At 58.8% G+C, this 22,179-nt stretch carries 19 protein-coding genes; 9 read left to right on the top strand and 10 right to left on the bottom strand.

Annotated elements, in window-relative coordinates; translation table 11 throughout:
- Nucleotides 1-8 precede the first annotated feature (8 nt).
- From ABEB25_RS01405 to ABEB25_RS01390, 4 genes are read right to left on the bottom strand one after another with little or no spacing between them, the layout of a single operon-like run.
- Entirely contained in the window at nt 9-1,337 is a 1,329-nt protein-coding gene (locus ABEB25_RS01405; RefSeq protein ID WP_345734587.1) for a dipeptidase, read from the bottom strand.
- A 28-nt stretch (nt 1,338-1,365) separates the two neighbouring features.
- Complete coding sequence (locus tag ABEB25_RS01400; protein ID WP_345734586.1) at nt 1,366-2,010, bottom strand: site-2 protease family protein; 645 nt, start codon at nt 2,008-2,010, stop codon at nt 1,366-1,368.
- Between the two features lie 9 nt (nt 2,011-2,019).
- Complete coding sequence (locus tag ABEB25_RS01395; RefSeq protein ID WP_345734585.1) at nt 2,020-2,466, bottom strand: hypothetical protein; 447 nt, start codon at nt 2,464-2,466, stop codon at nt 2,020-2,022.
- A 50-nt stretch (nt 2,467-2,516) separates the two neighbouring features.
- Nucleotides 2,517-3,500 carry a lysophospholipid acyltransferase family protein gene (locus ABEB25_RS01390; protein WP_345734584.1) on the bottom strand — a complete coding sequence of 328 codons (984 nt, stop codon included), beginning with the start codon at nt 3,498-3,500 and terminating at the stop codon, nt 2,517-2,519.
- 42 nt (nt 3,501-3,542) lie between these two features.
- On the opposite strand from ABEB25_RS01390, the gene ABEB25_RS01385 reads away from it, so the two are divergent.
- From ABEB25_RS01385 to ABEB25_RS01375, 3 genes are all read left to right on the top strand, one after another.
- Nucleotides 3,543-4,547, top strand: a complete 1,005-nt coding sequence (locus ABEB25_RS01385; protein WP_345734583.1) for a M28 family peptidase — start codon at nt 3,543-3,545, stop codon at nt 4,545-4,547.
- Nucleotides 4,548-4,673: 126 nt separating this feature from the next.
- Nucleotides 4,674-5,879 (top strand): glycogen synthase, encoded by a 1,206-nt coding sequence (gene glgA, locus ABEB25_RS01380; RefSeq protein WP_345734582.1) that lies wholly within the window; start codon nt 4,674-4,676, stop codon nt 5,877-5,879.
- A 21-nt stretch (nt 5,880-5,900) separates the two neighbouring features.
- The gene (locus ABEB25_RS01375) at nt 5,901-6,281 is read left to right on the top strand and encodes a RidA family protein (RefSeq protein ID WP_345734581.1); all 381 of its coding nucleotides are present in this window, start codon (nt 5,901-5,903) and stop codon (nt 6,279-6,281) included.
- Between the two features lie 12 nt (nt 6,282-6,293).
- Here ABEB25_RS01375 and ABEB25_RS01370 read toward each other — a convergent pair whose 3' ends face one another.
- Entirely contained in the window at nt 6,294-7,427 is a 1,134-nt protein-coding gene (locus ABEB25_RS01370) for a hypothetical protein (RefSeq protein WP_345734580.1), read from the bottom strand.
- A 388-nt stretch (nt 7,428-7,815) separates the two neighbouring features.
- Between ABEB25_RS01370 and ABEB25_RS01365 the strand changes: the two genes are divergently transcribed.
- Both ABEB25_RS01365 and ABEB25_RS01360 read left to right on the top strand, forming a co-directional pair.
- The gene (locus tag ABEB25_RS01365; protein ID WP_345734579.1) at nt 7,816-10,317 is read left to right on the top strand and encodes an Amuc_1098 family type IV pilus outer membrane protein; all 2,502 of its coding nucleotides are present in this window, start codon (nt 7,816-7,818) and stop codon (nt 10,315-10,317) included.
- A 71-nt stretch (nt 10,318-10,388) separates the two neighbouring features.
- A complete protein-coding gene (locus ABEB25_RS01360; RefSeq protein ID WP_345734578.1) occupies nt 10,389-11,936 on the top strand; it encodes a sulfatase family protein in 1,548 nt (515 codons plus the stop codon).
- A gap of 18 nt (nt 11,937-11,954) precedes the next feature.
- On the opposite strand, the gene ABEB25_RS01355 is transcribed toward ABEB25_RS01360, so the two are convergent.
- Both ABEB25_RS01355 and pssA read right to left on the bottom strand, forming a co-directional pair.
- Complete coding sequence (locus ABEB25_RS01355) at nt 11,955-13,166, bottom strand: glycosyltransferase family protein (RefSeq protein ID WP_345734577.1); 1,212 nt, start codon at nt 13,164-13,166, stop codon at nt 11,955-11,957.
- A 41-nt stretch (nt 13,167-13,207) separates the two neighbouring features.
- The gene (pssA, locus tag ABEB25_RS01350; protein WP_345734576.1) at nt 13,208-14,086 is read right to left on the bottom strand and encodes a CDP-diacylglycerol--serine O-phosphatidyltransferase; all 879 of its coding nucleotides are present in this window, start codon (nt 14,084-14,086) and stop codon (nt 13,208-13,210) included.
- Nucleotides 14,087-14,170: 84 nt separating this feature from the next.
- Here pssA and ABEB25_RS01345 point away from each other — a divergent pair, with 84 nt between their 5' ends.
- Together ABEB25_RS01345 and ABEB25_RS01340 are read left to right on the top strand one after the other, a co-directional pair.
- Complete coding sequence (locus tag ABEB25_RS01345) at nt 14,171-14,734, top strand: rhodanese-like domain-containing protein (RefSeq protein ID WP_345734575.1); 564 nt, start codon at nt 14,171-14,173, stop codon at nt 14,732-14,734.
- Entirely contained in the window at nt 14,731-15,654 is a 924-nt protein-coding gene (locus tag ABEB25_RS01340; RefSeq protein ID WP_345734574.1) for a hypothetical protein, read from the top strand. The genes ABEB25_RS01345 and ABEB25_RS01340 overlap by 4 nt, the downstream gene beginning before the upstream one ends.
- Here ABEB25_RS01340 and proB read toward each other — a convergent pair.
- A complete protein-coding gene (gene proB, locus ABEB25_RS01335; RefSeq protein ID WP_345734573.1) occupies nt 15,634-16,422 on the bottom strand; it encodes a glutamate 5-kinase in 789 nt (262 codons plus the stop codon). The two genes, ABEB25_RS01340 and proB, sit on opposite strands and share 21 nt — an antisense overlap.
- 115 nt (nt 16,423-16,537) lie before the next feature.
- Here proB and thiH point away from each other — a divergent pair, with 115 nt between their 5' ends.
- Both thiH and thiS read left to right on the top strand, forming a co-directional pair.
- Complete coding sequence (gene thiH / locus ABEB25_RS01330; RefSeq protein ID WP_345734572.1) at nt 16,538-17,683, top strand: 2-iminoacetate synthase ThiH; 1,146 nt, start codon at nt 16,538-16,540, stop codon at nt 17,681-17,683.
- A 20-nt stretch (nt 17,684-17,703) separates the two neighbouring features.
- Nucleotides 17,704-17,904 carry a sulfur carrier protein ThiS gene (gene thiS, locus ABEB25_RS01325; protein WP_345734571.1) on the top strand — a complete coding sequence of 67 codons (201 nt, stop codon included), beginning with the start codon at nt 17,704-17,706 and terminating at the stop codon, nt 17,902-17,904.
- A gap of 32 nt (nt 17,905-17,936) precedes the next feature.
- On the opposite strand, the gene ABEB25_RS01320 is transcribed toward thiS, so the two are convergent.
- Together ABEB25_RS01320 and ABEB25_RS01315 are read right to left on the bottom strand one after the other, a co-directional pair.
- Nucleotides 17,937-20,333 carry a hypothetical protein gene (locus ABEB25_RS01320; protein WP_345734570.1) on the bottom strand — a complete coding sequence of 799 codons (2,397 nt, stop codon included), beginning with the start codon at nt 20,331-20,333 and terminating at the stop codon, nt 17,937-17,939.
- A 190-nt stretch (nt 20,334-20,523) separates the two neighbouring features.
- Nucleotides 20,524-22,161: an arylsulfatase gene (locus ABEB25_RS01315; RefSeq protein WP_345734569.1), complete on the bottom strand. Its 1,638-nt coding sequence runs from the start codon at nt 22,159-22,161 to the stop codon at nt 20,524-20,526.
- Between the last annotated feature and the right edge of the window lie 18 nt (nt 22,162-22,179).

Genomic DNA, 22,179 nt, shown 5'->3' with positions numbered 1-22,179 from the left:
GATCGGCCTCAGGCTGCGCCCAGTTCCTCCAGCAACACCTGGTTCAGGCGGATGCCGGCCTCAAAATTGGCAATCGGGAAGTTCTCGTTGGGGGCATGGGCCTGGCAGTCAGGGAGAGCCAGCCCCAGCAGCAGCGTATCAGCCCCCAGCACTTCCTTGAAGGCTTGCACGATCGGGATGCTGCCGCCTTCGCGAATGAGGGCGATCTTGCCTCCAAAAGTCTTGGCCAAGGCGCGCTGGGCCGCCTTACCCAGCGGACCCTGAGGATCCATCAGGTAGGCTTGGCCGGTGTGCCCGCGCACGATCTCCAGGCGAACGCTGGCAGGTGCTTTCGATTTCAGATAGGCACTGGCCAGATCCATGATCTCATCTGGATTTTGATCTGGCACGAGACGGAAGGACAGCTTCACAAAGGCCTCGCGCGGAATCACGGTCTTGGAGCCCTCTCCCTGGTAACCGCCCCCGATGCCATTGACCTCCGCCGTTGGCCTGGCCCAGCGCCGCTCACGCTCCGTGAATCCTGGTTCGCCGAAGAGTGCAGGCACTCCGGTGAGGGAAAGAGTCTCGGCATCGCCATCGCCCAATTCCGCCCAGGCACTGCGCTCCCAATCCGCCAGAGGCTTCACAGCATCGTAAAATCCAGGGATGAGCACCTTCCCCTGTTCATCATGCAGGGTGGCAGCGAGACGTGCAGCGATGGTGGCCGGATTCGCCACGGCACCGCCGAAAATACCGGAGTGCAGATCGATGCTGGGACCATGCACCTTCACCTCCATGCAGGCAATGCCCCGCAGGCCATAAGTGAATGTTCCAACGCCCGGCCCCACCATGCCAGTGTCTGAAATGGCCACCACATCACAGGCCAGTTCTTCGCGATGAGCCTCCAGGAAAGGCTTCAAATTGGGGCTGCCGATCTCTTCCTCTCCTTCGAAAAGGAGGGTCAGATTGACTGGCAGATCCCCGTGCTTTGCCAGAGTTTCGGCCAGGCCGGAAACGTGGGCCATGAGCTGCCCCTTGTTGTCCGTCGCCCCACGGCAAAAGATGACGCCGTCGCGAATGGTCGGTTCAAAGGGAGGTGACTTCCACTCCGCATAAGGCTCCGCAGGCTGCACATCGTAGTGGCCATACAGCAGGACCGTGCGGCGGCCAGCGATGTGCTTGTTTTTGGCCACGATGACCGGGTGCCCCGGGGTCTCGTGCAATGTCGTCGTCAGCCCCATGCCCGTCAGTTTGGCCACCAGCCAATCCGCACAGGCCCGGGTATCGGCGTTGTGACGGGAATCGGTGGAGACGCTGGGGAAACGCAGGCAGGTGAGGAGATCGTCGAGAGCAGACATGGCGGTAAAGATACGGTTGGACCAGGTTTCAGGGCATCATCGTCGGCCGTTCACCCTGCAATTCCTTCCAGTTGTTGAAGGCAAAGAGCGCAAAAAAGATAACAATAAAAACTTGTCTAAAGGCCACCGCGACGACGCCAAATCCCACGGCGCAGATGATGCTGACAATCAGCGCCGTTTTCTGCCGCCGTGGTCCCAGCAGGGCCTGCATGATGCGGCCACCATCGAGGGGGATGATGGGAAAAAGATTCAGCACTGCCCAGGAAATGCTGACCTGAACGAAAGAACTCATGAAATGAGTCGCAAGCAGGTTTTGCGGCTGCCAGGCATCCTTCACCCACCACATCACCACCCCGGCTGCAATCTGAAGAAAAGGGCCCGCAGCACTGACAAAGAAACTTTCGCTGCGGCCAAAGGAGCGATCCGGCATGGCGTAGCCGCCGAAACTGTGAAGGACAATTTCAACCCGCCGTGCGCCGTAGTGGCGCATGGTCAGGGCATGCCCCAACTCATGGATGAAGATCGAGAAAAAACCTGCCACCACCCAGGCCAGCACCCGCTGCATCGCTTCCGGATCCCCCGAGGCGCGAAACACCCCGCCCAGCAGCGCCAGGGTGAGCCAAAACATCCATTGGATGCTGACCGGGAACCCTAGAAAGGAAAAACGCAGCATGGCGGTGCGTCAGGCAGCCTGCCGCACTTCCCAGGTGTGGATGGCCGGGTTGCAAATATCGCGAACGAAAGGCTTGGAATCCGCCTTGTCGCCAAACACATAGACCCGCTTGCGAAGCGTGAGTTTCGTGATCTGGAAGCCGGGATTTTCCAGCGCACGGTAGTAGTTCAGGATCATTTCCTTCTCCAGATCCAGCGCGCCACCTTTCATCCCATATTCCAGGGTGAAACTGGCCTTCTCAAAGGCGGAGGTCTCTCCGTTGCGCATCGTCTGGCTGATCGGGTCCAGCAGCACCTGGCTCACAAAAGCCTCCAGAGCAGCCGCATCCCCTTCGAAATCCACCTTGTAAGCCGTGGTCTCACGGTAAGTGAGCTTCTGGGGGAGAGGGGCGTAAAGCAGCTTCTGGCAATCGCTTTCGTGGTCGAACTGGCCGAGGATTTCGAAGAGTTGTGTCATCTGGGATTGCCTAGTGGGTAGCAAGGAAGGCGGGATGCGCAACGGCGGAATCATGCCGCAGGCGGCGGTGCCTCTGCCAGCCCCATCTCCCCCAGCATGGCAGTGAACTTTCGCGAAGGTTTCGCATAGGCCGGGTAGCTGGGAAAGTCGCCACGCGCTGGCAGATAACGCCAGTGTTTGTACATCCAAAGCCAGCATTCGGGATTTTCCCGGATGGCTTTTTCAAAATGGTCCCACACACGTTGCGTCAATAGCGTGACATCATCTTCAGGCTGAGGTCGCAGCGCCTCGAAAATGGAAACTTGATAGCGCCCGTCTGGCAGGGGCAGGCAGACTCCGGTCATGATGGAAAGTCCCAGACGCATGGCCAGTTGTACATGCAGCGTCGGCACACAGGTCAGCAGCCCAAAACAACGGATCGCAGTGGAGGCCTTGCCTGGGGAGATATTCAGGTCGGTCAGCAGTCCCGCATGCCCCTTGCGCTTCAGCGCCTTCATGAGCTTCAGCATCGCATTTTCCTGCGAGATGACATTGTGCCCAGAATGCTCCCGCAGCTTTTTAAAGATGGCCGTCAGGGCCGGATTAGCAAAATCCTGCGCCACCACTGTAAACGGAATGCCCCGAAAGCCCCAGATAAGGCTGACGAATTCGAAATTCCCAAAATGCGGAGTCACCCACACGCCACCCGTTTCGCGGGCCTGTGCCTCCGCCTCCGCATCGCACATCTGAATGGTAATGTGTTGCTGCCAAGTCGTCGGAGTGAGCGAGGAAGCCCAAAAAAGATCCAGGAAGGTGCGGGCGAAATTTTGATAGGACCGCCGGGCGATCCGCCGACGTTCGGCCAAAGTGTATTGGTCTTGGAAAGCGACCTTCAAATTTTCCAGGGCGGTCTGTCGGCCTTTGATGTCCAGGCAGTAAGCGGCAGAACCGACGCCTTTGGTCAGGGCCAGAATGACAGAACGGGGCAGCCGGGGCAGCACCCAGGCAGCAAAAGAGACCAAAACGGTCTCGCAGAAATATCGGAGGTTCTTCACCTTGGCGTTTGTGGGTTGTGAAAAGGTCGTTACGGTGGACACATGGCAGTGCCCAACCTCACAACCATTCTCAAGCGAATTCTAAAGCAGCCCACCGCTCCTTTCCACGAATACCATGTCCGTGCGGAGATCGAGGCTTTGCTGAAGGATTGCCCTCACGTCAAAACCAAGCGTGACAAGTATGGCAACCTCATTGCCACCTACAAGAATGGCAAAAGCAAGAGCAAGCCCACCTGGGTGTTGGGTGCTCACATGGACCACCCCGCTTTCGTGCGGGTCCCGGGCAGCAAAGGCAAGGATGATTTCGAATTCCTCGGAGGCGTGCCCAAGCCAGAAGTCGAGGCCGGCGTGAAACGCGGCCTGCGCGCCAAACCCAAAGGCGACATCGCCACCTGGGTTTTCCCGGCGAATATCACCGATGACAAGATCGAAGCGACCGCTTGTGATGACCTCGTCGGCTGCGCCGTGATCGTCGCCACCTTCTGGGAACTGGCCGCACTGGATCTCAGTACCACCTTCCACGCCGTCTTTACCCGTGCCGAAGAAGTCGGCTTCCTCGGTGCCTGGCACATCGCCCAAAAGTGGCCCTTCGGCAGCGAAGACGTTTTTCTTTCCATCGAAACCAGCCGCCCGGTCAATGGTGCCGTCATGAGCGGTGGCCCCGTCGTCCGTGTGGGTGACCGTCTTTCCATCTTCGATAGCGAAGGCACCGCCGTGCTGATGACGACCGCCAAGGAACAGGGCATCCGCGTTCAGCGCTGCCTGCTAGACGCTGGAGCGTGTGAAGCCACCGCCATGCAGGCCGCAGGCATCCGCAGCACCGGCATCTCCATCCCCCTGGGCAACTACCACAACATGGACGCGAACAAAAAGATCGCTCCTGAGTATGTAATGATGAGTGATGTGCGCGACCTGATCAACCTCCTCAAGGCCCTCGTCGCCACCAAGCACGACGGCATCGGCGAACGCAGCATCCGCGAACGTGTGGAGATGCGCACCGAAGAGTACGCCGCGCACCTGAATGCTGCGGCCAAGCACTTCAAATAGTAGCAGGGACATTCCCAGTCCCCCGCCGCATTTGGATCATGGCGGGGGAAGTCAGGCAGGTTGCGCGAATCATGTGCTTCCTCTTGCGTCAGCGGGCAGGAATAGGCTAGAAGGCAGCCTGCCCACATGAAGTCCCTTTTCCTTACCAACGAATACCCGCCCCACATTTACGGAGGTGCCGGGGTTCATGTCGAATACCTCACGCGCGAGCTGGCCAAGCTGATGGAGGTGGAAGTGCGCTGCTTTGGTGATCAGGAAAGCACGCAGCCCAATCTGACCGTCCATGGCACGGGTCTGGATGCTGCAGGCTGGACCAGCCCGCCTAACTTGAAATCCGTCTTTGGCGCCGTCCAGCGCAGCCTGGACTTCAATACTCGCAACATCGACGCCCAAGTGGTGCATCTGCACACTTGGTATTCCCATTTCGGCGGCATTTTGGCGAAGCTGAATTACGGCCTTCCCATGGTCCTCACCGTCCACTCGCTGGAGCCCCTGCGCCCCTGGAAGCGTGAGCAGCTCGGTGGCGGCTACGACTTTACCGTCTGGCTGGAAAAGACCGCCTTGGAAATGGCCGATGCCATTGTCGCCGTCTCCGAGGAAACCAAATGCGATCTCCTGCGCATGTTCCCGCTGGATCCGCATAAGATCCACGTCATCCACAACGGCATTGATCCTGACGAGTATCACCGCATTGAGGCCCCCGAGGTACTGCGCAAGCACGGGGTGAATCCAGATCTACCCTATGTTCTCTTTGTCGGCCGCATCACGCGCCAGAAGGGTATCATCCACCTCGTTCGTGCGATTGAGCAGATGAACCCGGGCTTTCAGATCGTTCTCTGCGCCGGTGCCCCAGACACCCCTGAAATCGCCGCCGAAATGCAGGCCGCCGTGACCGCGGCCCAGTTGAAACGCGAAGGCATCGTCTGGATCCAGGCCATGCTGCCCGTTCAGGAAAAGATCGCCATGTATTCACATGCAGAAGTCTTCTGCTGCCCATCCATTTACGAGCCCTTTGGCATCATCAACCTAGAAGCGATGGCCTGTGAAACCGCCGTGGTGGCCAGCGCCGTGGGCGGCATCAAAGAAGTCGTCGTGCCTGGAGAAACCGGCATCCTGGTGCCCCTGGACCAGCAGACCGAAAGTCCCTTTGAGGCCGTGGATCCCGCCGCCTTTGCCCATGATCTGGCTGAAGGCATCAACACCCTGATGGCCGACCCGGAAAAACGCCGCAGCATGGCCTTAGCCGGCCGCAAACGCGCTGTGGAACGCTTTAGTTGGACCAGTATCGCCCACCGTACCAAGGCGCTTTATGACAGCCTGGTAAAAGCCTAGAACTCCCCTGCCCTGACAACCATGGAACTCATCAACAACGCCCCCGAAGTACCAGCCGCCGTCGGCCCCTATTCCCAAGCCGTCCGTGCCAACGGCTTCCTTTTCTGCTCTGGCCAGATTCCCATCAACCCCGCCAGTGGCAAAATCGAAGCCACAGAGGTCGAGGGGCAGACCCGTCAGGTGCTGGCCAACATCAAAGCCCTGCTCGCCAGTCAGGGGCTGGATCTCACCCGCGTGGTCAAGGCCACAGTCTTCCTGCAAAGCATGGCCGACTTTCCCAAGGTCAACGCCCTCTATGATGAAGCCTTCAGCGGCCACAAGCCTGCCCGATCCACCGTACAGGTGGCCGCACTGCCTCTGGCTGCACTGGTCGAGATCGAAGTGATCGTCGAGCTGCCCTGAGAAGACCCGCTGCTATTGACTCGGGGAGATGGATTGCACAGGATCCTTTCGGCGGAAGCCCTGGATGCGTCCATCCCCCTTATACAGATAGATTTTCTGCACGTCCTCCACCTTCATCAGCACCCAGGGTGAGAGGAGGTTGCGACCGTTTTTGGTGAAAACAATGCCATCCGCCAGATGCACGCAGGAATGAAAAGCATCCCCCGTTTCATTGCTCAGGAAGAAAAGCACGTCCCCGTATTTATAGGGAGGCTCAATAGGCGTGAAATTTTCCAGCACCGCACTGGTGGCCAGCCGTGAATCCAGCAGGTATTCATGAGGTTCGTAGTTAAAGAAATTGAGCGATGTCCAGTGGCAGTCAGGTAGCATTCCATGCTTGGCCAGGTCCAGCCCCGGATAGGTGTACATCAGCTTGCGAACCAAAGCGGGCAGCAGGTGGGACAGAGGCAGGGCTTCAATGCCATCGGTATCAATGATGGATTGCACAAGAGGCTCAATGTCCTTGCGACGCAGCCCCATGCCCAAAGTCCAATAGCTTACTAACTCATCAACATTGGTGGTGTGATCCACCTCCACCTTGATCATTAGCGAACGGGTGCGGGTAAAGGCTTTGAAGATCGAACGCGCTTCTGAATCTGACTGGGCATAGTTAAGGATGGCTGCCACATCGCTGAAGGCGATAGTGTCTCCACGCTTGTAGGCCATCTGGTCAATTTTCGCGATGATCTCCGGGCGCAGCTTGCTGGTGCGGTACCATTCCTTGACCGTCTGGCCGACGATGAGCACAGGGTCCACGCAAAATTCGTTCGGTGGATATTTGGACAGCTCCGTGTAAATCATCGCCCGAGATTCAGGGGTCAGTGCCTCCAGATCTGGCAAGGGTGGAAAAATATGTACAAAACCGTTTTCCTTGACGATCTGGCTCGAATCCAGAAGGAGGGTGATCAGAGCTTCCGAGAGGGAAGCCTTGCGGAAAAAATCGCCCAAATTGGGCAGCATCTCTTCGGAAAAGGACCAGCGCGGGCGTGTATTAGGCAGAGGAAAACTGTCCACCAAAGTCTTGGGGGCCTCCAGGTAGATGTAAGCACAGCGGAGTTTGCCCCACGGACCTGGATTGGTATAAAAGACATTAGGATTTGTGGACACCGGGGGAGCCTGGGGCGTTGCCTTGGCGGTGACACCTCCATTTTGGCCCAGGAGCTGACGCAAATCATTCAGGTCATTGATCTGCGCCTGTAAGGCGGAGACTTGGAAAAGGCCTCCGCATGCCAAAGCACATGCAAGATGGCGCAGCACCAACGCCAAATTTATACGGCAAGAAAACTCACGAAACGAAAACATGGTTGAGGGGGGGGAGCGTCAAACTCTGCTATTTTTGAAAAGTTGCATCATCTTTATGTATCAATAAAGAATGCGCTAATATCCACAAACCAGACAAGCACAGAACGCATGAAAGATGCGTTCCTCAGAGAAAATGCTTGGGCTGGACTCAAAAAGTTGATATTCCTCGCGTTTCGCCTGCCCCCGACACCGAATGCACAGCCTGAACACCCGCCCCGCCCGCCAGTACGCAGTCTCTGCGGCCGTTTCCTTTCTGGCCTTGGCAGGCAGCCTTTCTCCCTCCTTAAATGCCCAGGCAGGAGAAGGATCCACCTCCAGCCTTGCCGACAAAGAAGTTCAACGGCGGACCACCGTCGTCACCACCCAGCAGGCCCGCCTGCCAGAGGCTGAAAGCCAGCTTAAAAGTGGAAACAGCGCAGCGGCCCTCGTCATCTTTGAAGAAGCCTATCTCACGCTTCCCGATGTCCCTCTCGCCCAGGAAGCCCGAGCTATCGCCCTGGATGGTTATGTGCGGGCAGGTCTCGCACGAGCGAAGGAACTGGTGGATGCAGGAGACTACCCAGCCGCAAACGCCATCCTGGACAAACTGGACCAGGAAAATGTGGCCAAGGGAAACTCACGCATCGCCCGGCTAAGGGAGCGATTCGGTGATCCCGACCGTCATCCGCCAGCACTGACGCCGGAACACATCGCCAAAGTTTCCCAGGTGGAAAAGCTGCTCCTCCTGGCCAATTCCCAGCGCGAAACGGGCCAGCATGACAAGGCGCTGCTCACCTATGAGGAAGTCCTTCGCGTGGACCCCTACAACACGGCGGCCCGCCGTGGCATGGAAACGACTGAAAAGGAACGCAGCAGCTACTTCGACGCTGCCCGCGACCATCAGCGGAGCAAGATGCTCAACGACGTCAATGCAGCCTGGGAAAACAAGCCCCCGCTCCGCAGCCGAGATGTTTCTGGTCTCTTTGGAGACGCGGGTTCCACGACTACCTCCGGGATCCGTGGTGGTCGCGAGGCCATTCAGCAAAAGCTTCGTGATCTGAAAATTTCCCAGATTGATTTCAGCGGTGCCACCTTGGAAGAAGTCATGGAGTACCTCCGCGTACGGGCCCGGGACCTGGATCCCACCGGCAAAGGGGTGGACTTTGTCGTCAGCATTCCCGCCGATCATCCCGCCCGGCCCATCTCTCTGAACCTGAAGGAAGTGCCCATCGAAGAAGTCCTGCGTTACGTGACTGAGATCGCGGGCATCACCTACCGGGTGGAGGACTATGCTGTGCGTCTGGTTTCGCTGACGGAAAATTCCGGGGTGATCATTTCCAAATCCTACCGCGTGCCACCAGATTTTATCACCAGCGCCCCCGTGGGCGGGGCTGCGGCGGCACCTGCCACCGCAGATCCTTTTGCAGCAGCCAACACGGCTGGGACAGCCAGTGGCATTCAGATCAAGCGCATCGGAGCCCAGGAGTTTTTGCAAAGCTACGGCGTCACCTTTGGGGAAGGCACTGGCGCCAATTACAGCCCCTCGAGCAACATGCTGGTGGTGCGTAACACGGCCTCCAATCTGGAAATCGTGGACATGCTGGTGGAGCAGGCGCTCAACCGGTCCCCAAAACAGGTGGTGGTGGAAGTACGTCTGCTGGAAGTGGGTGACAATCGTCTGGACGAAATCGGCTTTGACTGGCTGCTGGGAGCCTTTGGCGTGAACAACGGCCAGGCGGAACTGGGCGGTGGTTCAATCGGTAACGCCCTCACCGGAGCCAACTTCCTGACCGGGGACTTTCCCTTCCAAAAATTAGTTGCCCCAGGCGTCTCCACGGCCATCGGCATGAATCCTCTGACCACCGGTCTCCGCTCCTCGGGTGACCTGGGTAATAACAGCATCGACAGCGTGCTCTTCGGTGCCAAACCCACTGTCTCAAGGCGTTCCCCAGGTGTGCTTTCTGTGAGCGGCGTGCTCTCGAATCCTGAATTCCAAGGCGTACTCCGGGCACTTGCACAAAAGAAAGGCATTGATCTCGCCTCACAGCCCAGTGTCATCACCCGCAGCGGCCAAAAAGCCTCCGTGGAAATCACTCGTGAGCTTATTTACCCGACCGAATTCGACCCGCCACAGATCCCGACAAACTTCGGACAGAGCAATATCATCAACAACAACAACAACCCAAACAACCCCAACAATCCAAATCCTCTCCCAGCCCTCCAAACTCGGCTCCCACCCGCCGTGGTAACACCGAGCACGCCCACCGCGTTTGAAATGCGCAAAACGGGAGTGGTTCTGGATGTCGAGCCTGTGATTTCTGATGATGGACGTACGGTGGACCTGACCGTCACTCCGCAATTCACTGAGTTTTCGGGCTTCGTGAACTACGGCTCCCCCATCCGTACCTTGTTTGAAGGCTCCTTCCTGGAGCTGACCCCCAACCTGATTTTCCAGCCTGTTTTTGACTCCCGCAAAATCATTACCTCCGTCAAAATCTATGACGGTGCCACGGTCGTCCTCGGTGGACTGGTGACGGATCAGGTGGAAATCATCGCTGACAAAGTGCCCCTGCTGGGTGATGCGCCATTCATCGGCCGCCTTTTCAAAAGTGATGTTAAACGCCGCCGTGTCCGCCACGTTCTTTTCTTTGTCACCGTAAAAGTGGTCGATCCCTCCGGTGCTCGGATCAATCAGGCCGCCATGGTCGGTCAGTGATAATAAAAGCCTCGCCGGACAGGAATATTCGGTAGTTGAGAGTTTGCCTGGGCATCCGCGTTTAGAGGGGAATGTCCAAGCGACTATATCTTTTTCTTTTACTGGCCACGGCCCTTTGCAGCACCGCCAACGCTGCCGCAAAGCAGCCTAACATACTGTTCATCTTCACCGATGATCATTCCTACAAGACGCTGTCCTGCTATCCAGAGGCGCTGCCAGGAGTGAACACCCCCGCCATGGATGCCCTGGCGAAAAGCGGGGTCCGTTTCAGCCACGCCTACATGGGGGCCTGGTGCATGCCCTCGCGCGCCACCATGCTCACAGGTCGGCATCCCCATGGTATCGAATCCATGCGCATGAGCGGGAAGTATCCCGGCAGTGAATATGACCCGAAGAAGACACCGTTTTTCCCCGCTGTGTTTCGGCAAAAGGGCTATCACACCGCGCATATCGGCAAGTGGCATACGGGCATTGATTCTGGGTATGGCCGCGACTGGGATTACCAGATCGTCTGGAACCGCCCGAAATACCCAGACAATGCGGGGGCCTATTACGAAGGCCAGATTCTAGAGATCAATGGCGTCAAAGCTAAAACGCTGAACCCCGACTATTCCACCGACAACTACACCCGCTGGGCCGCCGAATACATCCGCGGGCGGCATCGGGATCCCGCCAAACCCTGGTACCTCTGGCTATGCTACGGCGGCGTTCATGGCCCCACCACGCCGGCCAAACGCCACAAAGGCCTGCACAAAAAGGACGAGGTTCCCCTGCCAGCAGACATCCTGCCGCCGCGACCAGGCAAGCCCGATTACCTCAATGAAACCCAGGCTTGGAAAAAGGATGATGAAGGAAAGATCGTCCCGCAAAAGAGCGGCGAGACCTTCGGTGACAATGCGAAGAAGGCACGTCCTTACGCCGACCACATTCACCAGCTCAATGATTGCGTGCAATCCCTGGACGAAGGCGTAGCTGAAGTGATGAAGGCGCTCAAGGAAAGTGGGCAGCTCGAAAACACCCTGGTGGTGCTCACGGCGGATCAGGGCTTTGCCACAGGCGAGCATGGCCTGCGCACCAAACTGGCCCCCTATGACGCCGCCTTTCGCAGCCCACTCATCATCTCCATGCCGGGCACCGTGCCGGAAGGCAAAGTCTGCAACAAACCGGTAAATGGCACAGATCTCGTCGCCACCTTCAGCAGCTTCGCCGGCATCTCTCTTCCCTGGGAAGTTCACGGACGCGATCTCACCCCCTTGCTCAAAGATCCCACAGGCGCAGCATGGCCCCACCCCTGCTTTTATGAAGCCACGGGTGATCACTTCGGCAGTGATGTGACCGAGATTGTCAAAAACAAGCCAGCCGAGGCCGCCCACCATCACGTCCCCTGGTATGCGGCCCTGAATGATGGCCACTACAAGTATGTCCGCTACCTGACGCCCGGCGAGACGGAAGAACTTTACGACCTGCAAACAGACCCTGAAGAACTGATCAATCTGGCCGATGTGAAGGAGCAAAAAGACACCTTGATCAGGCTGCGTGCCACGGCGGTCGAAGAACTCCGCCGTACCCGTGCAGGCTATTCCGAAAATCTGCCACCAACGCGGCAAATGCAGCCCTAACCCGGAGGCCCCAGGACCTCAGAGCACTGAAGCCACGATCTGCTGGCCCAACTGGGGAAGCTGCTCCAGCGCATGTGCAGGCGATGGGCGCATGCCTGCAACATGGAGGCCTTTGGTCGCGACACTGGCCACCAGTTCTTCCAGCGCTTCCGTGAAAGCACGAATGGCCAAGCTCTCTTCAGCATGATCAAAAATGAGGCCGTTCAGCAGCGCCACATGTTCATAGCGCTGCATCCACTCATGAGCACGATGCTTAGCATACCGCTCCAGCACCAACCGCAGCAGCGATTCCGCCGCACGTTCCTCGGCTTCCCGCAAAATCTGCCAGGTCAGGCAGCGAACGACATCTGCAGCGGCGGCAACGAGCCCCTGCTCCAGGCCTGGATTGATGAGCTGGCGGTGGCGATGCTCAAAATGAAAGCCCAAGTCCACCTGGCACTGCTCCGCCGGGGTGAGATGCCGATGAGATTCACACAGCATGGCGATTTCCAGCCCCCAAGCTGGCGGCAGGCTAAAGCCAGCCAAAGTCGGCAGGTCCCCCGCAAATTCTCCAGAAAGTGGATAACGGAAGCTCATCAGATGCTCCAGCAGCGGTTTGCTGCCCAGCACATCCTGAAAGGACTGGATCAAAGGAAAGATGAGCAGGCGTGTGACACGGCCATAAAGGCGGTCTGCCACACGGCTGTAGTAACCTTTGGCAAAGCGGTAGTTCAGGCGTGGATGCGCCACAGGAAAGCACAGCTTCGAAAGCATCGAGGGGCTGTAATTCAGGATGTCCGTATCATGACTGATGACGATGCCTTCATGCCCGGCGGCTTTCAGGTAGGCCAGGCCCATCCAGATGTTCGCCCCTTTGCCGATGCAGGTGCCATCCCAGCCGCCTTCGGCCAACCGATGATGGGCGGCCTGCAGCGCCGGGCCATCATTCCAAAGCACCTCCACCTTTTTGCCACCGGCAGATTCCCGGCACAGTGACAGGGCCGCTTCCACCTGGCTTTCCGCCATGCCATTCATGCTCAGCACCACTTGGCTGATGTAGGGCACCTGGGCCACCTGCTCCAAAATCGCGGGCAGGGCCGGACGCTGTGTTTCCACAAACAATGCGGGCAGCAGTAGGGCGACCGGGCGTTTTTGAGTCAGCTCCACCAGTTCCGCATCACGCGCGGTAGCGTCTGGAGTGGCGAGGTGATGCAGGGTGGGAAGTCGTGCGTGCTGGTAAAAATCCGCCATCCTAGGTATGTCTGTCCGGTGAGTCGCTGCGTGGGGTGAGCTTAGATATGGGCGGATGGGTCCTGGCCATTTTCCACCTTTTTGTCATTTTCGGAAGAGATCTCAGTCGGGGCGATGATGGGGTCATCCGGGGTATCGGCCGCCTCATACTCAATCTCGATCTCCTGCCGCCAGCGGCGGGAAACCCAAGGGCGCACAAGACCATAGAGCAGGTAGCTGACAAACAGCACGGACGGCATCCACTGCCAGTTCCGCACGGCAAAGGCCACAACGATGATGGAAATGAGCACCCAGGCCGGAGAACGGCGTGTGCGCCAGTTGATGGACTTGAAGCTCGGATACTCCAGATCACTCATCATCAGGTATGAGAGCAGGACCATGAGCACTGCCAGACCATATTTCCAGGGGCCGATTTCCTTGTTGCCTTCATCCAACCAGAGCATCAGCAACGTCAGTGAGGCGATCACCCCCGCTGCCGCTGGAATGGGGCAGCCGCGAAAGTGCTTGCTGTTGGTTTTGTCATCACTCGCCGCAATGCAATTGAAACGCGCCAAACGCATGGCCCCACAGACGAGGTAAGCACAGGCGATCAGCCAACCCAGCCCCGCTGGCTTTTCGATGTTGGAAAGAACGATGTCATGAACCAGGAGTGCCGGGGCCACACCGAAGGAAACGATGTCCGCAATGGAGTCCAGCTCCCGCCCGAAGGGCGATTCCTGGCCGCCGAGACGCGCAACGCGGCCATCGAGCACGTCGAACAAACAAGCGGCCAAAATGGCGATGATCGCCCAGTAATAATGTTCCGTGATGGCCCCCTCACGACCTTTAAAAATCTGCAGGATCGCGACGAAGCCAGCCAGGATGTTCCCGGCCGTCATCATCGTGGGCAGCACATAGATGCGAGGTTCGCGTTCGAGCATAAAGCAGAGTGTAGCGCAGGCTTCCCGCTTGCCCACTTGAAGTTTGCAGTTTCGTCACCTGCCACGTGCGTTATTCATTGGGAGATGACCACACCCAGCCTGCAACCCCTTTCCCCTGACACGACGCTTTCTCAGGTCCTGCAAAGTTACCCTGGGGCTCAGCGCGCGCTTTTTGCACGATATCATATCGGAGGCTGCCGCAGTTGCGCCTTCAGCCCCAGTGAAACCCTGGCCCAGCTCTGCGTCCGCAATGACAATCTGGATGTCCAGGAAGTCATCACCCACATTCAGGACAGCCATCAGGGAGATGCCACCCTGCAAATCTCCCCCACGGAATTCGCCGCCCTCAGATCCGCCACGCCCGACCTCAAGGTGCTGGATGTGCGCACCCGCGAAGAGCATGAGGCCGTGACCATCCCTGGCTCCCTGCTGATGACGCAGGAACTCGTGCAGGAAGCTTTTTCCCATTGGGACAAAAACGCCCCCGTGGTACTCTATGACCACACGGGCTCCCGCTCCCTGGATGCGGTGGCTTACTTTGTCGGCCATGGTTTCACCCAGGCGACCTGCCTCACTGGCGGGATTGATGCCTACAGCCAGGAGGTGGACAAGACCCTGCCTCGTTACAAGATCGAGATCGAGGCATGACGTCCGCCGTTTCCAGCATCACCTGGGCTCGGGCAGATTGGCGGGCCCGTCGGGATGCCCACCTGGCGCAGGTGGCCGCCCCTGCCGATGCGTTTGTGGAAAGGCGCAGCCGGCAGGAAAAGCATCCCGTCCACGACTTCCTCTTCACCTATTACAATTTCTCCCCGGCGAAGCTGAAACAATGGCTGCCACCGCTGGGAATCCGCCTGGAGGTGACGGAGGAGGACTTGCTGTCCATGCCCTGGCTGGCTAGCGACAAAATGACACGCGAAGGAAACTGCGTGGAGCTGAACGAATCCAAGCTGGGAGCCCACACTCGCGACCTCGCCCGCTGGGTGGCCACGCTGTGTGCCAATGTTTTAGAACGTGCCCCCCGCTTCCGCTGCTTTGGCCTGCACGAATGGGCCATGGTGTATCGTCAGACGAGGGAGGAAATCCGCCATCAAGGTTATGAACTTCGCCTCGCCCCGGATGACATGGCCACCTTCATCGAATCTCAAAGCATCGGCTGCTCCCACTACGATGCCTTTCGCTTTTTCACCCCGGCGGCGAAGCCGATGAACGTACTGCAGCCCATCCTAGAAACGCGCCTGGAAATGGAGCAGGGAGCCTGCCTTCACGCCAACATGGACCTCTACAAATGGGCCACCAAACTGTGGCCCTGGGTAGGTGCAGACCTCGTCGCCGAAGTTTTTACCCTGGCCTGTGAAGGGCGCGATTTGGACATGCGTGCCAGCCCTTACGACCTCCGCCACCTCGGCTACGAGCCGGTGTGCATCGAGACTCCGGCGGGCCGCCAGCGTTACGAGCAAGAACAGCGAGAACTCGCCGCCAAGGCCGTGCCCCTGCGGGAAAAACTGCGGCAGGCAGCCGAAAAGATGGCCGCCTCTCAGTCATCCTCAGGCCTTGGCCTTCGCTAAAAACCGAGTACACACCCCGCCTCCTGCCACAACGGCGGGCAGTTGCTCCGCATGGCGGCCGCTGGCGATGATGCACTGCACTCCGCCATTCACAGCGTCCTGCACCGCACGCAACTTGGAGATCATGCCGCCGGTGCCCAGCTTGGTTTTCTCCTCCTGGGCGTGATGGATCACCACATCCACATCTTCCACGATGGGGATGGGGCCTTCCTCCGGTTTGTTCATGTCCCGCAGAAGGCCCGGAGCACTGGTGAGGAGGAGCAAAAGATCCGCACCCCACAGACGGGCCACACGGGAGGAGAGCTTGTCATTGTCGCCAAAGCGCAGTTCCTCGATGGCCACGCTGTCGTTTTCATTGATCACGGGGACGACCTGGGGGAACTCCAGCAGGCGCTCCAGCGTGGTTTTAACCCGGCGGGCGCGGTCGTAGTTTTCCAGGTCTTCATGTGTCACCAGTAGCTGGGCCACGTGCAGGTCATGGTCGCGCAGCAGGTTTTCATAAGCGTGCATGAGGTGGGTCTGCCCCACGGCGGCCAGGGCTTGCAGGGTAGTCATGTCCGTAGGCCGCTCGGTCAGGTCCATGGGTTTCAGGCCGGAGGCCACGGCCCCGCTGCTCACCACCACCACGCTGTGACCGGCCTGCTTCAGCAGCGCCACAGCCTCGACCAGCTTGCGTAACTGGACGGGGTCAGGCTCCGGAGCGTGCAGTTTGGTCAAAATGCCGGTGCCGAATTTGAGTACAATGCGCTGGGGAGCCGTCGTGGACATGGAAAGAGGGCCGCCAGTATGACGCAGCCGCCACGGCAGGCAACGGGATGTTTTGCGGGCATCACCATCTCTTGCACCCCCCTCAGACAGGCGTATATCACTTATCCGCCCCCTCATGCTGACTTCCTTCACCCCCGTTCTCGATGCTCTCCCCGCGCGCAAGTCGCCCCTGATGGAGAAATTCTGGACCTTGCTGGAAACCAAATCGCCCAGCCAGCTCGAGGCCATGGCCCGGGAATCCCGCGCCATCACCCGGCGGAATTTCGGCCGGACGATGCGCATGTTTGCTCCCCTGTATGTCTCTAACGAGTGCGTGAACAACTGCTCTTACTGCGGTTTTTCCCGGGACAATACCAGCATCATGCGAGTGACGCTGACGGTGGATCAGGTGGTCAAAGAAGCCCGCCACCTCACGGAGCAAGGATTTCGAAACATCTTGTTAGTCGCGGGCGAACATCCGCGTTTTGTCAGCGACGGTTATCTGGAGGAATGCATCCGCGCCATCCGCGACTTTGTTCCCACCATTGGCATTGAGGTCGGCCCCATGGAGGCCCCGGAATACGAGCGCATGGTGAAAGCAGGCTGCGAAGGCCTGGTGGTTTATCACGAGACTTACGACCGCCCTCTTTATACGGAGATGCACACCGCCGGGCCCAAAAAGGACTTCGAGTGGCGGCTGGCCTGCCCCGAGCGTGGATATGAAGGGGGCTTCCGCCGCATCGGCATCGGGGCACTGTTTGGCCTCAGTGACTGGCGCCTGGAGGCCCTGCGTCTGGCCGCCCACCTGGAGCATCTTTACAAGCACTGCTGGAAGTCCAGCTTCACCGTTGCCTTCCCTCGCCTGCGCCCCGCCGCAGGTGGATTCCAGCCCAAAACCGGATTTCCAGACTGGGCCCTGGTGCAGACCCTGTGCGCCTTCCGCCTCACCTTCCCAGAAGTGGGGGTGGTCCTGAGCACCCGCGAACCTGCCCACCTGCGTGATGCCCTGGCGCCCCTGGGAGTCACCACCATGAGTGCCGGCAGCCATACCGAACCTGGCGGCTACACGGGCGCTGGCAAGGATGACCTGCACCACACGGTGCGCGGCAAGCGGGTGGACCTGGATGGCAAAACTGAAAACGCCAAGGCTGAGGGCCAGTTTGGCATCGCCGACATGCGCTCCCCTGCCGAAGTGGCGGAGATGCTGAAAATGCAGGGCCTGGACGCCGTCTGGAAGGACTGGGACGCAGCCATCCTCACGGAAGGGGCTCTCGCTGCCTAACCAATAACATTTTCATCCGCATGACTATCACCCTCAACGGACAAAAGCGTGAACTCCCTCAGGCCCAGCCATTGTCCGAGCTTCTCGATACCCTCGGCCTCACCGGCAAACCTGTGGTGGTGGAGCAAAACCAGATGGCCCTGCTGCCCAAAGAGATTTTGACAGCCCAGGTGAATGACGGCGACCTCATTGAGATTGTCCAAATCACGGCTGGTGGTTAGGCCGAAAATCTTTGCCTGACAGCGCCCCTTCCTCAAGGCTGGAACGACTGCCTTTGCAGGAATTCCACGCCGAACATGCCTGCTGGAATCCACAGGTCCAACGTCGGCGTCACCGCCGCACGGTCTACCTGCAGTGTCAGGTTCACCGGGGTATCATAGGAGGCTACCGGTGTCAGTTTACCCGTCTCAGAGGCCAAACTGGCGACCTCAAGGTTCCCTGGACCGCTGGCCAGCAGATGGCCGGAAGTCACATGCAGACGGGTGGGTCTGGCCAGAGTGTTCCAGGACGATACTTGCCCCAACCTGCCAGTGATCGAATCGTAACCGACGGCCACAACACCAGCCCGGCCCATTTCCCGGGTCAGATACATCTGCACTCCTTCCACCGCCACGGCGGATTGGAACGACGTGGCCGTGACATAGTCATCCAGCAGGTAGGCATTCACCCCATCGTAAGCACAGGCCTGCACCACACGGGTGGGGGGCAAATCACTGCGTAAAGACATGTCACTGTGAGTCAGCAGCAGCGCCCCCTGGCTGTCGGTTTGAGCGACACTGAGCAGAGGCCCTGGAATGGAAACCGCATCCCGTGGCAGAGGGGCCACACCACGGAAGTCCATCACCTGCATCCAGGTTTGGATTTGGTCTGGGATGGGCCGCAGCGGCACCCGAGCGGTCTCCCCATCTTTGGAGGAAAACAGGTCGGTGTCAGTGGAGATATCGTAGCTGAAAAAAAGAAATCCCGAAGCGACCGTTGCTGCTGAAGTGGCCAGCACCCTGCCTCTCACCCGCAACACTTGCGGTTCGGCGGCATCCAGGATGCCATCCCTCCAATGCACCCGGCAAAGCACCATGACAGGCGATGTGGCCGGGACCAGGCTTCCTGCTTTGCGCTCGGGAGGCTGGACGGACATGGGACTGCTCCACCATAGGCGCGGATGATGGTCGGCTGGAATATACCAGACCAGCGTTTCATCATTGACCCAGAGCGCCTGCACAGCCCCCAAATTGAGGTCCCAGGCATCCAGCCCTTGCAGTTCCTGATCCACCACCCCCAGCCTTGAAACCGAGGCCGGATCGGCAAGATCCAGAGCCCATGTGCGAAGCAGTGGCTGCTGGCTGTGTGAAGCAGGCACCCATTGGGCAATGAGCAGATGCTCTCCTCGCAAAGTCAGGCCCGCTACTTTGCCTGGCCCCAACTGCCATTCTCCCACCAGCAAATCGGGATCGTTGGCGGTGGTGATGCGCACGCGTGCTTGGCCTGGCGCGTCAGCAGCGGTCTCCTGAGCGCCCACCATCTCGGCCGAATGGACATCACCATCCTCCACCTGGATCAAAAAGTCCCCCAATGGCAGCACCCGGTCAGCACGCCAAGCCAGCGACATTTCAAACACCGCTTTGCCTGCTTCCCCCACTTTAAACACGCGAAGTTTGCGGTCCGCGATGCTGACTTCATGACCGTTGACTTTGCTGGTGCCTGCCTGGGCTGCCCGGGCTTCCAACTTTTCCGCCCCGCCTTCCGCAGCCACCTCGTGAAGCCGGTTCTGCCCAGCTTCGCGAACTTGCACCATTAGCTTTCCTTCCTGCGAACGAAAGGCTGGATGAGTTCCTGAAAAATTCAGCCGCTGCATCACCTTCACCGCCTGGAGATCATCCACATTCAGACGAATCATCTGCGTCCTAGTGCCCAGCTTTGCATCCTTAACCGTCCCCAGCAGGCATAGCTGCTGGCCCGTCCACAGGCCATCCGTCAACTTTCCGTCCAAGGGCAATTCACTCACAAGCACCGGCTCCCCGGACTCCACACGCAACAGGAACAGGGAAACCCCGCCGCTGCGGTTCCGGCCATTGGACCTACCCAGCAAGGCCAGCCGTGTTCCGGCGGCATCCAGCACAAACAAGCGCACCCCTGCCGCAGGCAGTCGCAGGACGCCTGTGCGCAGCGGGCTGGCCGGATTCGCAAGATCCATCACCTGCAATCCCCGATACTGATTGTAAACAAACAATTGGTTATCCACCACCTGCCACAGATCCGGCTCCCGCCCTTTGACAACCGATGCAAGGTCAGGGAAAGGAGCGGTTCTCAATCGGTCCAACCCCACCGCCCCATTGACAGCACTCGCAGTATCGGGCCGGAAAAACACCCGTTTGCCATGCACAAAACGGGAGGGAAACTTAGCAGCGCGGTAGCCCAGCACCCGCACATCGGCCTCCTGCACTCCGGGAGGCAGGGTGAAAGTGATGTTGCGCATCTGCTCCCGGCTCAGGGTCCGCGGATACTGCACGGCCAGCGGTTTCCAGCCATTGGCCGTCCGCCTTTCCAGCACCACCTGCTGATAGCTGAGAGCCAGCGGGACAGACAGCGTGTCATCAGACGCAAGAGCCCTCAAGACCGTCGGCACGGCAGGCGGTGATACGGCATGGGACATCCGCACGAATGAAATCGTGAGCCAAACAGCAAAGAAAGCAAGGTGACGGGGGTTCACACAGGTTGTTGAACCCGCGTAATACAAAAAGGCCGCCGCATTGGCAAGATTCTTCGGTGGGCGGTGGCGTGCGTGGACAAGTTCCCTGAACGGTTAGTCAGAGAACGAGGCCTGATCACTGACTGCCTCCCCCTCACTTCTTCTTGCCTTTACCCTTTCCTTTGCCTTTCGCCTGAGGTTTGGGCTGGAGATGAACGGTCTTTTTCGCCAGGGCGGAAAATGCATCGGTCTGCTTTTGCCACACGGCTTCCAATTCCTTCACCTTTTCCGGCATTTGACCAGCGAGGTTATGCGCCTCCGCACGGTCTGTCTTCAAGTCGTAAAGCTCCCAGGCATCGCCTTTCGCCGCCACCAGCTTCCAGTCCCCCACCCGCACAGCGCGGTTGCCTTCATGCAGCCACCAGAGGGATTCGCGGGCAATGGCCGCATCTTTGGCAAAGGCAGGCACCAGGCTCTTTCCGGGTGCTTCAGGGATGGTTTCCCCCTGCCACGCTTTTGGTTTTTCCACCCCGGTGATTTCCAGGATGGTCGGCACGATGTCCACCACGTGGGCTGGGGACGTGCGCAGTTCACCCCGCGCCGGGATGCCTTGGGGCCAATGCGCAATCAAAGGGGTGCTGATGCCGCCTTCATGCACCCAGGTCTTGTGGCGGCGAAAGGGGGTATTGCAGGCACTGGAAAAGCCAGGCCCCAGGCAAAGGTAAGTGGCCGCACTTCCGGGCTCGGCCTTGGGATCATGCCCGCCATTTCGCACCATGATCTCGGCACTGGCCCCATTGTCTGAGGCAAAGAAAATGATGGTGTTTTCATACTTCCCCATGTCTTTAAGCTGCTGGAGAATGCGGCCGATCTCACGGTCCATGCGGTCCACCATAGCGGCATGAATAGCCATTTTGGTGGCCTGAAAACGGCGCTGCTCATCCGTCAGGGCATCCCACGGCAGCGGGCGGTTGATCTCGCCTGAGCCGAGCGTTTTAAAGGCATCGGGGAAGTCATAGGGCGGCCCGACCTCTTTTTCCAAAGCCGATAGCTCTGTGTTGACGATGCCCAGGGTCTTTTGCTTCTGGTAACGGGCCTCCCGCATGGCTTCCCAGCCTTTCAGATACTTGTCCCGATAAATCGCGATGTCCTCGGGAAGTGCATGCAAAGGAAAGTGCGGGGCGATGAAGGGGATGTAATGGAAAAAAGGTTTGTCTGCGTGTTTAGAGGCGTGCTCCTTCAGGCAACTGATGGCATGATCTGCCGTAGCCACAGTGGCGTAGTAGCCTTTTTCATCCGCTGGCACAGTGACGGGCTGGTCATCAATCGCATTGCCCGCCGAGCTGAAAAAGTTGCCCTGGTTTTTCATGTCCAGGGAACGGTCAAAGCCGGCCTCAAGGACGAGGCCGTCAATGTGCCATTTGCCGCTGTGATAGCTGCGATAGCCCGCTGGCTTCAGGAAGTCTGGCAGCAGCCGCGCCCAGGTAGGCCGCACCCCGCGCCCACCACCGCCCAGCCCTGGCAGCTCATCCCGATGAATCTGCTGCGCATAATAACCGCTCATCAGCGCCCCACGGGTGGGCCAGCAGCGGGCGGTGTTGTAGAACTGGGTAAACTGCAGGCCGTTCTTTGCCAGGGAGTCCAGATTCGGCGTGGCAATGTCGCCCCCATAACAGCCGAGGTCTGAGTAGCCCAGATCATCTGCGAGAATGAAAATGACATTCGGCTTTTCGGCTGCCGGGGCGGTGAGCAGGCCGAGGGAGGTGAGGAGGACAGAAAGAAGAACGCGCATGAAGCCATTCTCAACGAA

Source organism: Prosthecobacter algae (assembly GCF_039542385.1).
Taxonomy (GTDB): domain Bacteria; phylum Verrucomicrobiota; class Verrucomicrobiia; order Verrucomicrobiales; family Verrucomicrobiaceae; genus Prosthecobacter; species Prosthecobacter algae.
This window is presented reverse-complemented; position numbering and strand designations above follow the sequence as displayed.

What these genes read in the sequence shown, in the direction of transcription:
- ABEB25_RS01345 (WP_345734575.1), top strand. Translation starts at nt 14,171, where the DNA reads ATGACCACACCCAGCCTGCAACCCCTTTCCCCTGACACGACGCTTTCT.
- ABEB25_RS01340 (WP_345734574.1), top strand. Translation starts at nt 14,731, where the DNA reads ATGACGTCCGCCGTTTCCAGCATCACCTGGGCTCGGGCAGATTGGCGG.
- ABEB25_RS01395 (WP_345734585.1), bottom strand. Translation starts at nt 2,466, where the DNA reads ATGACACAACTCTTCGAAATCCTCGGCCAGTTCGACCACGAAAGCGAT.
- ABEB25_RS01355 (WP_345734577.1), bottom strand. Translation starts at nt 13,166, where the DNA reads ATGGCGGATTTTTACCAGCACGCACGACTTCCCACCCTGCATCACCTC.
- ABEB25_RS01365 (WP_345734579.1), top strand. Translation starts at nt 7,816, where the DNA reads ATGCACAGCCTGAACACCCGCCCCGCCCGCCAGTACGCAGTCTCTGCG.
- thiS (WP_345734571.1), top strand. Translation starts at nt 17,704, where the DNA reads ATGACTATCACCCTCAACGGACAAAAGCGTGAACTCCCTCAGGCCCAG.
- ABEB25_RS01405 (WP_345734587.1), bottom strand. Translation starts at nt 1,337, where the DNA reads ATGTCTGCTCTCGACGATCTCCTCACCTGCCTGCGTTTCCCCAGCGTC.
- ABEB25_RS01375 (WP_345734581.1), top strand. Translation starts at nt 5,901, where the DNA reads ATGGAACTCATCAACAACGCCCCCGAAGTACCAGCCGCCGTCGGCCCC.
- ABEB25_RS01385 (WP_345734583.1), top strand. Translation starts at nt 3,543, where the DNA reads ATGGCAGTGCCCAACCTCACAACCATTCTCAAGCGAATTCTAAAGCAG.
- thiH (WP_345734572.1), top strand. Translation starts at nt 16,538, where the DNA reads ATGCTGACTTCCTTCACCCCCGTTCTCGATGCTCTCCCCGCGCGCAAG.
- ABEB25_RS01360 (WP_345734578.1), top strand. Translation starts at nt 10,389, where the DNA reads ATGTCCAAGCGACTATATCTTTTTCTTTTACTGGCCACGGCCCTTTGC.
- proB (WP_345734573.1), bottom strand. Translation starts at nt 16,422, where the DNA reads ATGTCCACGACGGCTCCCCAGCGCATTGTACTCAAATTCGGCACCGGC.
- glgA (WP_345734582.1), top strand. Translation starts at nt 4,674, where the DNA reads ATGAAGTCCCTTTTCCTTACCAACGAATACCCGCCCCACATTTACGGA.
- ABEB25_RS01315 (WP_345734569.1), bottom strand. Translation starts at nt 22,161, where the DNA reads ATGCGCGTTCTTCTTTCTGTCCTCCTCACCTCCCTCGGCCTGCTCACC.
- pssA (WP_345734576.1), bottom strand. Translation starts at nt 14,086, where the DNA reads ATGCTCGAACGCGAACCTCGCATCTATGTGCTGCCCACGATGATGACG.
- ABEB25_RS01320 (WP_345734570.1), bottom strand. Translation starts at nt 20,333, where the DNA reads ATGTCCCATGCCGTATCACCGCCTGCCGTGCCGACGGTCTTGAGGGCT.
- ABEB25_RS01400 (WP_345734586.1), bottom strand. Translation starts at nt 2,010, where the DNA reads ATGCTGCGTTTTTCCTTTCTAGGGTTCCCGGTCAGCATCCAATGGATG.